This window comes from Rothia sp. HMSC071C12 (assembly GCF_001813895.1).
GTDB classification, from domain to species: Bacteria; Actinomycetota; Actinomycetes; order Actinomycetales; family Micrococcaceae; genus Rothia; species Rothia mucilaginosa.
Genome location: NZ_KV814378.1, coordinates 69,729 through 81,148, shown reverse-complemented (window position 1 = coordinate 81,148; position 11,420 = coordinate 69,729). Strand labels below are relative to the sequence as shown.

Genomic DNA, 11,420 nt, shown 5'->3' with positions numbered 1-11,420 from the left:
GGGAGTGAGGCTTCCGTGGGTTAGTTGTTTGAGAAGGCATAACCGGACGCCGCTCGCGGGGGAGTGAGGCTTCCGTGGGTTAGTTGTTTGAGATGGCGTACCGGACGCCGCTCGCGGGGGAGTGCCCCCTCTGCGGCGCTGGGGCGCCTTGAGGACGGAGCCCCCGCTTCGCGTGTCCGGTACGCCCTCTAGGTCGCCTATCCCACCGGAGGAAGATATAGATGGGTTGGTCTGGGGGTTGGGTGTTGCTGTTAGCTCACCTGGCTCTGGGGTTCCATGTTGTTGGCTTGTTCTGTTAGCTTACCTCTCACACACATAAAGCCGGTGTCTGCTCCCTCGCAGGCACCGGCTTCACTCATCTCTTTCGTCATAATTAGCAGGAATAGCGCGTTCACATTGAGGCGCAGTCAGTTCGTTGATAGTCTACACATGGATATTTCACCAAACTGCACCACCCGCTTTGGACTGGGCAGCACCCGCCACATCTAATAGACACGATTCAACTGATACGGCGCCAGAATGTCCATCATGCGTCCACACTACACTCGCGAGAATACTTATGGCTCAATCCCCAGGAAAACCTGTGTCCTTCATCGAACGCGACCTATCTTCCGGCTCCTCTACCGGTCCCGTGCCTGCCCTTGAAGCGCAGCGCCCCTCCACAAAAACTAAGATGAGTAATACCGAACACGTCGCCAACCCCCAGAAACTGGCCGCCTACCGCACCTGGATCCCCGCCCTCATCATCTGGGCACTAGCCAGCGCAACCCACCTCGGCACCTTCGCATACTCGCTCGCAGAAGACCAGCGAAACCCCCTCAGCCACGAAAACAAAAACCACAACGGCCTCCTCTCCTACCTCAACATCTGGGACGCCGGCTGGTACCAGGGCATCTACAAGGAGTGGTACCCCACCGAACTACCCCTGCGCGCCGACGGGTCCGTATCCTTCAACTCCTGGGCATTCATGCCCCTCCACTCAATGATCAGCGGCAAAGTCGCTGACATTTTCGGCATCGAGTACCGCCTCGCCGCAGTCGGAGTCAGCCTCGCCGCCGGCCTCGCCCTGGCTGTTGTGCTCTACCGTCTCTTCATCGGTAGCCTGAACTGGCGTGACCGCGGCACCTTCGACACCCGCGCACTCGTTGGCGACGAATCCCGAAACCGCATCGCCCTGTGGGCGCTCGCCGTGTACGCATTCAGCCCCGCGAGCCCCATCTTCGTCACCGGTTACGCCGAGGCTCTTTCCACTCTGCTCCTTGCCTTGAGTGTGTGGTGTGTGGTGCGTGGCCGCTACATCCTGCTTCTGCCCGTGGCACTTCTGACGGCGCTGTCCCGCCCGCTGGGTGTACCACTCGGCGCGTTCGTAGGCCTCTGGTGGTTCTGGTGCACCGTTTCTGACTATCTTGCCCGCCGCTCCGATGACTCCTCGCAGTCTGTCCTGTCGGATGCGTGGGCTGCGTTCCGTGGACGCCTCGGTCAGCTCCTCGGCGCGCTACTGGTCTGCAGTTTCGCATTCGTGCACCCCCTGCACGCGGCTCTGCGTACCGGACGTCCCGACGCGTACCTCGCCACGGAACTCGGCTGGAGCTTCCGCAAGGTCGAAGACGGTCACCAGTACTTCGCCCAGTGGGTCCACCAATTCAACCTCTACTATGTGGGCTCCGTACCCGCCATCATCATGTGGGCCGCCCTGGTGCTCCTCATCCTGAGCTTCTACTGGTGGATGTCGCAGAAATTCACCCGCACCCTACTGCACCCCGCCCTGTGGCTGTGGACCGCCTGCTACGCCGGATACCTGTTCATCTTCTGGCTCCCGACGTCATCCACCGTACGTATTCTGCTGCCGCTGTTCCCCCTGTCGCTGCTGGTCGCCGCCTACCTGCCGAAGAGCCGCATGTACCGCCTCCTGCTGGTGCTGATGGGCTTGCTCGGCTCCGCCCTGTGGATGCGCCTACTCTGGGGCGGCCCGGACGTGATTGGCCCCGTCTGGCTGCTGCCCTAAAAGTGGGTTAGCTTGTTCTGCTGGCTTGCCTCTCGCACATATAAAGCCGGTGCCTGTTCCCTCGCAGGTACCGGCTTTTCTGTAGTCTTTTAACAAGCCACCAGGTGCCCTGTGATATAAATCTATGGGTAGATTACAGGTGGAGAGTTTGTTATACGTGTCTGGTGGGTTAATAACTGATAATCTATGGAGGACATTTCACTAAAATGCACTGCATATCCGGCTGTATAGTGCATGCTGTCCGTCGTGGCGGAGAGCTGAAATGGTTGAGATGCCGATTATCACTCACACTGACACATTGAGAATACTTATGACTAAACATCTTGGATGGATTGCTCCGTCCTCCGTCTTTTCTAAGCTCTTTTCTGGTTTTCTGACTGGTCCTGTGCCTGTTCTTGATGACCGGGGTGCTAAGTCTTCTGGAGCTGACACTTCTTCTGAGCAAAGGTTGTTACCTGCTCGCCGTACGTGGGTTTCTGCACTGCTGATTTGGGCAGCTGCCTGTGTTTTTCATCTTGCCATTTTTCTTGTTGCACATGAGCAACACAAAAATAACCACCTCGTTGGTGCAAGCCGGCGCGGTGATCTCCTCGGGTTCCTGAGTAAATGGGATGCCGACCTCTACGAGCGTATTTATACCAATTGGTATCCTCAGCATTTGCCCATGCGTCCAGATGGCACGGTGGACAACAATACCTGGGCCTTCATGCCATTACAGCCCCTCATTGCTGGTGGTGTTGCCGATACGTTCGGTATCGGATACCGTGTAGCAGCGCTTGCTTTGACCATCGTGGCAGGTTTTACCCTGGCTTATGTTCTGCACCGCCTTTTCATCGGCTGCCTCAACTGGCGTGACCGCGGCATCTTCGACACCCGCGCCCTCGTAGGGGACGAGTCCCGCAACCGCCTCGCACTATGGGCCGTCGCAGTGTACGCCTTCAGCATGGCCAGCCCCGTCTTCATCACCGGCTACGCGGAAGCACTATCCGTCCTACTGATTGCACTGAGCGTATGGTGCGTACTCCGCGGCCGATACCTCATGCTGCTCCCAGTAGCGCTCCTCGCCGCACTATCCCGCCCGGTCGGCGTACCCCTCGGTGCCTTTGTTGGTCTGTGGTGGCTGTGGTGTACGGTGAACGACTACCGTCGCCGTCGTATCGAGGATGCATCGCACTCTGCACTGTCAGATGCGTGGGGCTCCTTCCGGGGCAGGTTCGGGCAGCTTATAAGCGCGTTGTTCGTCTGTTTCTTCGCGTTCGTACACCCTCTACATGCTGCTCTGCGAACAGGGCGTATGGACGCATATTTTGCGACGGAGCTGGGATGGAGTAACCGCAAACCCGGCGAAGGCCACCAGTTCTTCATTCAGTGGATTCTGCGCATCTACTACTACCTTGGTGGTGTGCTTCCCAAGATTGTTGTTGCAATAATCGTTATTATGGCAGTGGTGGGTTTCTATTACTGGATTTCCCGTAAGTTTAGTCGTTCCCTAATCCACCCCGCTCTGTGGCTGTGGACCGGATGCTACATGGGGTATCTTTTTATCTTCTGGCTCCCGATTTCCTCTACCATCCGCATTCTGCTGCCGCTGTTTCCGCTGGCGCTGCTGGTATCGGCATACCTGCCGAAGAGCCGCTGGTACCGTCCCGTGCTGGTTGCATTAGGCATGGCGCTGTCTATTCCCTGGATTTTGATTCTCTGGGGTGATCAGATAATGGCTGGCATCATTGTACTCGTTCCCTAAATCTCATATAGATTAAAAGCTGGTGTCCGGTTCCTGTCACGCAACAGGAACCGGACACCGGCTTTTCACATGTTATAGAGTGCTTAGCGGCCCGTATAGTCCGCGTCCGCAATATCCTTTGGCCAGCGCGCTTTACGGAACGGCGCCCACGTAAACGCCGCCGCCACCAACAACAAACCACTGATAATGAACGCCGGAACAAAACCCCACGCATCCGCAATCATGCCAGCCACCAGCGGGCCCAGGATCATACCAAAATCACTAAACATCTGATACACCGCCAACACCTGGCCACCACTGCGGCGAGTACCAATCACATCAGACACCGCAGCCTGAATCGACGGACCCATAAACGCCGCACCAATACCCAGGCACGCCGTCAACGACACAAACACCCACGCCACCGGCGCGAAACCCATAAACGTCACCGCAGAACCCGCCAACAGCAGACCCGAAAACGCCATCACACGGCGACCAAAACGATCCGAAAAACGACCCGAGAACGTCTGCGTCAACGCATTACCAAACGAGTTCGTCGCCATCGCCAAAGACGCCAACAAAGTACCCGCAACCGAATTCGACATATCGCCACCAGTCGCCAAATACGCCGCCGCCAACGGAATAATCGACGACTGCACACCAAACACCGACCAGCCAATCGCCCAGTTCGACACCAGCGCAGAACGGTAATTCGAGAACTTCAACGCGTCACGAACCGTCATCGCAGGCAGGTCACTCTTACCCGCAGCGCCGCCGGATGCAGCAGGCTTAGCCGCCTTGCCGGATGCGCCAGCCTGAGTGTCAGCAGGGGAAGGCGCCGCCGACGGCAGCACCCCGGTGCCCTTACCCTCAGCCAGTGCCGCCGCCTCCATAATCGCGTCGCGCTCCGCCTCCAGCGCCGCCTGCGACGGCATCAAGAACCACACAATCAGGCCCGCCGCCAGCAGCGAAAAACCATACACAATGAACGGCGCACGCATACCAAACGGCGCCAGCGCGCTCGCAATCACCGGGCCCAGCAGGTTACCCAGCAGGAACGCCGTCGCATAATAACCCGAAATACGGCCGCGCATATGCGCCGGGGACAGGCGTACCAGCAGACCCATCGCAGAGACCGTGAACATGACCGAGCCGATACCCGCCACCGCACGCGAACCCAGCAGAACCCAATAATCCCAGGCAAACGCAATCATGAACGACGTCACCGACACAATCAGCATGCCAATCGTGTACACCGGACGCTCACCCCACCGGGTAATCATCTGACCCGCCGACGGCGCAAAAATCAGGCGCGTAATCGCCAACGCAGAAACCACCATCGTCGCCATAGTGACCGTCGCATTAAAGTTCTGCGCATAGTTCGGCAGCACCGGCGCCACCAAACCAAAACCCACCGCAATCATGAACGAGGCAGCAATCAGAACCTTCAAGCCGGTCGGCACACGATTCGGGTCAATCGTGCGCGGGTCAAAAACAGGCGGTGTTTTGGCAGGGTTCCTCATGTTCATCCTCGAAATCGTGCGGTGCCGTGCGGCAGCCGCGGGCCCCACCCGCAACTGTCAACCATGTGTTCGGCTAAAAAACTTAACAGTGTCCAGTCTACTCCGCCGACAGCCGGGCATGCGCGTCACCTCGACCAGCCAAACCGCCCAAACCGGTAAGCTAGTAGTGTGAACGAAACGATGATGATAATCTGCGCAATCGTGCTGGGTGTACTGGTTATCGCCGGTGTACTTTTCGCCGTTCTGCGCCGACCCAAGAAGACCGCGGACCTGCAGTCTTTGCGTCAGGAGGCGGCTAAGGCCTCCGGCGGATCGGCGGAACAACCCGAAAGCTCGGCACCTCGCGCTATTGAACTTGATATGCCCGACCCGTCCGCGGGTCGCCTGGTGCGCCTGCGTGCCCGCCTGGCACGCTCCAACAACATGCTCGGCAAGGGCCTGCTGGCTCTGCTCTCCCGCGACCGCATCGACCAGGACGTCTGGGACGAAGTGGAAGAGACCCTGTTGCTCGCCGACCTCGGTTCCGAGCCGACTACCCGCCTGGTGGAGGCGCTGCAGCAGCGCGTGCGCGTTGAGGGTACGAGTAACCCCGCCGCCGTGAAGAAGATGCTCCGCGAAGAGCTCGTGAAGATTGTTCGCCCCGACATGGACCGCGAACTGAAGACCGCCGGTAGCGACGGCAACCCCGGCGTGGTGCTGGTCGTTGGCGTGAACGGCGTCGGTAAGACCACGACCGTCGGTAAGATTGCCCGCGTGATGGTTGCTGACGGTCAGACCCTGCTCCTGGGTGCCGCGGATACGTTCCGTGCGGCCGCCTCCGAGCAGCTGACCACCTGGGGTGACCGCGTGGGCGTGAAGACCGTGCGTTCCGAGAAGGAAGGCGCCGACCCCGCATCCGTCGCGTTTGATGCCGTGAAGGCTGGCAAGGAGCAGGGCGTCGACACCGTGCTCGTGGACACTGCTGGCCGCCTGCAGAACAAGTCCGGTCTGATGGATCAGCTCGGCAAGATCAAGCGCGTGATTGAGAAGGAAGCGCCGGTCACCGAGGTTCTGCTCGTGATTGACGCGACCACCGGCCAGAACGGTATGGTTCAGGCGAAGGTCTTCGGCGATATCGTGGACGTCACCGGTATCGTGCTCACCAAGCTTGACGGCACCGCAAAGGGCGGCATCGTGGTCGCTATCCAGGAGGAGCTCGGCGTTCCCGTCAAGCTCATCGGCCTGGGTGAAGGCCCGGACGACCTGGCGCCGTTCGACCCGGAAGCATTCGTGGACGCGCTGCTGGACTAACATCCTCATACTCCGCCGAGAAGCCACATGTGTTTGAAACACATGTGGCTTTTCTGTTGAACTGGCCTGATACATTTTGGGGATGCCCAGAGAAGCCTCGAGAGAGTGCAAGAATTACACTCCCTCGAGGCTTGATTCCTATACATTTACTGGTAGAACAGGACGTCGCGCTGTGATGACTTCAAAATAATGTTGAGGTACGCGCGATTTCTCTCTCAATATCTCAGACGGAACGCCTGACTCCTCGATGAGACTAATCGCATGAGGAATTAGGGACGGTTCTTCGAGAGAAGAAATAAGACCTGGTTCCTTAGCGCGCCATCCGTTACGAGAAACGGTAACCATAGCGTTCCGGTAGGCATCGTCTGAAAGGCGGCCCAGTTCTTTAGCCCTATACAAAAGAGCCTGCATACTGATGCCCCAATATTCCTTAAGCTCCTTCAGCTTCATCCAGCCTTGACCGTTCATGACTGTAGGCAATTCATCCTGAATGCATGCACTTGGTGCCAAAAATTCTGCGGCAAATGCATGAGCCTGAGCCTCAAGAACCTTATGACCAGGATCAGCATCAGCATGCATTACTAGGTGGCCTAGTTCATGGGCGGCATCAAAGCGTTGACGGTAGTAATCACCCTTTGTCGGGTTCAGAACTACTACTGGAGCTTCGCTACCAAAAGTGGAGTATGCATCAATTGCTGCGCTCTGGAAGGGAGCAAAGACAACGACGATACCATGGTTCTCCATAGCGCGGACAACATGTTGGACGGGCTTATTCCCTAAACCCCAATCTTTACGAACCTGCTCAGCTGCTAGACGAGGAATCTCAGAACCGGGAAGGTCAGAATCAGTCAAGATGCTGGGGAGTACCAGGTCCGGGAAATCGACATATTCACTCATTGTATGCACAACATCCTGGACAACTTGCGTATACGCTTGAGCCTGGTTGCGACTAAGCTGAGTTGTCGAGCGTAAGGACCTAAAGTGAGGTGCGCCAGAAATTAATGGGGCTTCTGAGAACTGACTTTCAAGAAAAGATGGAGCAACGCCAAGAGTTAGAGCTAGTGCGTAGACATTATCTTTAGTTGGGTTTCGGTTACCCGATTCCCAATGAGTAATAGTGACAGCGCTAACTCCAAGACTCCTAGCCAAATCGCTCTTGCGGACGCCTTGAAGTTCTCGAGCTAACGTGAGCCTCCTTGGGTCAAAGGAGAGTATGGGGGAAGAATCTTGTACAGACATAATGCTTTCGCGGACAAAGAGTGTGGTGTATGAGTCATAACAGCTCCTACTCGGCTGCCTTCTTCAGCTTAACATGAGCGTCAGGAACTGCCGGGGCCTCAGGATGGGTCGTAGACTGAACTTCTTCCTGCGCGGAATCGATGGCGGCAAGGAATTTCGACGATGCTGCATGATCGAGTACATCAATGGTCCATACCCAAGGGCTCTGGTTGCGACGTTCGACCGGAGCAGGTAGACCAAGGGCAAACTCCTTAAGTTCACCTTCGGGGGAAATATTATACGCTACTACCAAAATGGGGAGACGCAACGGCAAATCTTCGACGAGATCATCCAACCCCGGAATATCGAGAGTGTCCTGAACGTAGTGATTCGTTGCTGAAATAATTCGCTTTTTCGTGCTGCTCTCCCAACGAATCTTGTCAATGCCACCGAAGCGGTTAGCGCTTTGCATTACCAGGGAGCAACAGGTGCTGACCTCCCAATAGGGCATGTTCTTGTACGAATCACTGCGGTAAAGACCACGCCGACGGCTCAATGCAGTGAGAAGCGGATATGCTTCCTGCGGAAGGTCAGTTGCCAAAGCGTTGAGATTCTTAGTGATAGGTTCATTTTGAAATGAGACAAACTTATCACCGGTAAGGGTGACACGATTAAGATTTTCAGCAACAAGCTCGTAGTGGTTCATGCCCTTGCTGGCGTTCCGTGCATGTTCAGGGTAGTCCGGGTTATTCGCCGCAAGCTGGATAATCTTTGCCGCAGTGGCCAGAGTATCCAAAACCCCGAGGTCTTTAAGCCAGTCCTCCATGACCTTCTTGTTGCTATAGGGAGAGTGGGACATTATTAACTCCTTTGAAAAATATTGTTTGAAAATTAACTAAATAATACACTGCGATTCTATCATTAACAACTGATGGGTGCTTATATGTGTCTATGGCGGGTATGGTGAAGGCGATAAAAACACTCCGAAGCCCATAATGACGACGGGCAGCACACGATGCGGGGCTCTGGGATATTCTGAAATTAGAAGATGCGTAGAAAGAAGACGCCCCAACCCCTCAGGCGGCACCGCGCATCGCACACCATACAACCCAGTTCACCCCGAACCTCAGCGAAGGAGCTACCATGGCAGCCACCAACCTCCCCGGAACTCTTCCCGCCCCCAACTACCAGCCCACCTACCGCTCCAACGGCGCGTGCGACGACCTCGGCAAGCTCGTTGCACCGTACAGCCTTTCGCGCGCCCAGCTGGCTGAGGCTACCGGCATCGCTGACGAGGCTACCGTGAACAGCTGGGTTGAGCAGTGCCGCCTCGACCTCGCTGCGGATGCGCCCGCACCCCTCGAACCCGTGCTGCGGTACCTGGACGAAAACTACCTTCCCGACCCCGCAAACTGGCCCGGCAGCAACCCCTACGACGAGTTCGTCCTTGAGAACATTGCCGCCCGCATGCTGGCACGCGTTGTTGCCGAGACCTTCGGTGCTGACCGTTCGGGCAACTACCGCGACCTGCTGTTGCTGATTGCAACCCTCGTGCTGATCGCCCGATGCTGGGCTGGCACCGATGAGGCTTTCCTGACCCTGCTCAACGCCGAGCCCACCGCGGAGGCGGAAGAGTACCTGCAGGAGGCTATCGCGAACGCCCCCGAGTCCCTGCACCCCCTCCTGACTGAGCTTCTGCTGCCCGACCTGCGTGAGGCACGCGGCACCTTCACCGCCGCCGAAGCGCAGCTACTCACCGGCTACGCGCTCGCCGCCGGATACTACGCGGGTGAGCACCCCTACGAGACTCTGAACGGCATCCACGTTGCGTTTGCCGCAGATGACCGTACCCTGCCCGACGATGAGCTGATGAGCCGTGTTGAGGACGTTCTCAAGGCTAACTTTTCCGCCGCCCGAGCGGAATCCGGCGCTGCTGACAAGAACCAGGAGCCGCACCACGTCACCCTGCTCGGCAACCAGGACGGCTACGAAACCGCCGCGCACCTGATCGCCGCCCTGCCGCAGGCACACGACGCTATCGCTTTCAGCACCCCTGAGGGTGATGACGCGGAGGCGCTCGCCGCCGACCGCCGCGCCGCCTTCACCCTGTACTTGTGCTACCTGATGCTCGGTGATGACGATTCCTTGGAGCAGCGCGCCGCTGAGCTGTACCGCGCCAGCCGTGAGAACTAGCTAGACGCTGAAAAGCCACATGTGTTTCGAAAAGCCACGTTTTTGGTGGCTTCTCGAAACACATGTGGCTTCTCGCGGTTAATGGTGGTGGGTGTGGTGTGGCGGGATTATTCTCAACGGTGACTGTACACGGCGAATTTACACAGCTACGGGCTGTTCCGCGCGAATCGCGCTGTAGGTAGCGTCGCTGACGGTCACGCCGTACTGGTTGGAGGCGAGCCGCAGGATCTCCTCAACGGTGTAGATGCGGAACACGCCGCCTCCGGTTGCCTTAGTGTATTCACGCAGCAGCTGACGGTTCGCGAGCTGACGCACGTGTTCGCCGCCCGATGCGGCGCGTACCTGCTGACCGTTGCGCAGCCAGGTGTCGCGCACACCACCGGTGACGAAGACGCAGTCGGTGCCTTTCACGCGGGTGGTTGCTTCGGCAACGCACTGGTTCCAGAGCGCGAAGTCGGCGTCAAAGCTGGCGTTAGCGAGCAGCGGGTGGCCCTGTGCGAGGGCTTCGCGGCACTGCTGTTCGTGGCGTTCGGGGCTGGGCACGGCACCCACGTGTCCGGTGAAGATGCGGTTCAGTCGCGGCAGGATCGTGTCATCTTCGCGGCGTGCCATGTTGATGGATCCGGTGTCGGTGGTGGGTTCAAGGATCCTCATGATCTGCGCGATGGAGTGGTCCAGCTGGTGCGTAACTGAACGCAACGCGCTCCAGGGGGAGTTGCGTTCTTCGGGCAGGGTTTCTTTGAAGGATGCGAGCGCTGAGCGGACGCGGTCTGCAGCGGCGGGTACGGGGGAGGCGCCGTCGAGTGCTGCCCAGAATTCTTTGAGTGCCTGGTGGGGGAGGAAGGCGTGTCCGCGTAGCTGTGAGTAGGCGCGGAGGATTTCGTCGCTAATGTGGGTTGGGTAGTTGTAGAGGCTTGCAAGCGCGGTGGAGTCGAAGGCGATGAGAATTCCGGGGTGAATGGAAGTCAGCGGGGCGCGATCGAGTTCCTTGTACTCGACGAAGTCTGAGTACAGGGTGCGTGCTTGACGGGTGATTGACATGAATCCCCTCCGGGTATCGAGTATGGTCGGTCAAATGCGAGTGCCGGAGAAGTCGAGGAGAATAATCCATTCCAGTGTATCGGCCTTCTTTGGCAGGTGATGGAGTTTCGGTATAAATATTTTGTTTATTACGTTTGTATCTAACCCGACGACGCGTTATTGCATGTCAGAGTCATTTTCGGGTCTATGTTTTAGGTGTGAATTTCGCCGCGTGACCTCTGCGTTGTGCGGGTTTTTCTTTGTGGTCATGAGCAGTATAGAACAAAAACATGCATTAAGATGCAAAATCTGCGTGGTGGCTCAAAAATGACGAAAGAAAACTCCTCCCACCTGCACATAGGACGCATATAACACACCCGGGACGAGGCGAGAAAGTAGATGAACATTTATTCCCTCCTGTAGACTTTAAGTGATTCAAATTTGATAA

At 57.3% G+C, this 11,420-nt stretch carries 8 protein-coding genes and 1 pseudogene; 4 read left to right on the top strand and 5 right to left on the bottom strand.

Annotated elements, in window-relative coordinates:
• Window positions 1-583 precede the first annotated feature (583 nt).
• On the top strand, window positions 584-2,005 hold the full coding sequence (locus tag HMPREF2942_RS08095; protein ID WP_070688824.1) for a hypothetical protein: 1,422 nt from the start codon (window positions 584-586) through the stop codon (window positions 2,003-2,005).
• Between the two features lie 706 nt (window positions 2,006-2,711).
• A complete protein-coding gene (locus HMPREF2942_RS08090) occupies window positions 2,712-3,749 on the top strand; it encodes a hypothetical protein (RefSeq protein WP_141755603.1) in 1,038 nt (345 codons plus the stop codon).
• A gap of 83 nt (window positions 3,750-3,832) precedes the next feature.
• Here the strand turns inward: HMPREF2942_RS08090 and HMPREF2942_RS08085 are convergent, their stop codons facing one another.
• Window positions 3,833-5,251 (bottom strand): MFS transporter, encoded by a 1,419-nt coding sequence (locus HMPREF2942_RS08085; RefSeq protein WP_049357068.1) that lies wholly within the window; start codon window positions 5,249-5,251, stop codon window positions 3,833-3,835.
• 180 nt (window positions 5,252-5,431) lie between these two features.
• Here HMPREF2942_RS08085 and ftsY point away from each other — a divergent pair, with 180 nt between their 5' ends.
• Entirely contained in the window at window positions 5,432-6,541 is a 1,110-nt protein-coding gene (gene ftsY, locus HMPREF2942_RS08080; RefSeq protein WP_070688822.1) for a signal recognition particle-docking protein FtsY, read from the top strand.
• A 138-nt stretch (window positions 6,542-6,679) separates the two neighbouring features.
• Here the strand turns inward: ftsY and HMPREF2942_RS08075 are convergent, their stop codons facing one another.
• From HMPREF2942_RS08075 to HMPREF2942_RS08070, 3 genes and pseudogenes are all read right to left on the bottom strand, one after another.
• Window positions 6,680-7,438, bottom strand: a complete 759-nt coding sequence (locus HMPREF2942_RS08075; RefSeq protein ID WP_246823662.1) for an ImmA/IrrE family metallo-endopeptidase — start codon at window positions 7,436-7,438, stop codon at window positions 6,680-6,682.
• 141 nt (window positions 7,439-7,579) lie between these two features.
• Window positions 7,580-7,780, bottom strand: a pseudogene (locus HMPREF2942_RS09640) (helix-turn-helix domain-containing protein); the annotation flags it as partial.
• Between the two features lie 46 nt (window positions 7,781-7,826).
• Entirely contained in the window at window positions 7,827-8,618 is a 792-nt protein-coding gene (locus HMPREF2942_RS08070) for a hypothetical protein (protein WP_070634355.1), read from the bottom strand.
• 284 nt (window positions 8,619-8,902) lie between these two features.
• Between HMPREF2942_RS08070 and HMPREF2942_RS08065 the strand changes: the two genes are divergently transcribed.
• Window positions 8,903-9,952, top strand: coding sequence for a glycosyltransferase (locus HMPREF2942_RS08065; RefSeq protein ID WP_070688820.1), 1,050 nt, complete (start codon window positions 8,903-8,905; stop codon window positions 9,950-9,952).
• 138 nt (window positions 9,953-10,090) lie between these two features.
• Here HMPREF2942_RS08065 and HMPREF2942_RS08060 read toward each other — a convergent pair whose 3' ends face one another.
• Entirely contained in the window at window positions 10,091-10,993 is a 903-nt protein-coding gene (locus HMPREF2942_RS08060; RefSeq protein ID WP_070688819.1) for a PIN-like domain-containing protein, read from the bottom strand.
• Window positions 10,994-11,420 lie beyond the last annotated feature (427 nt).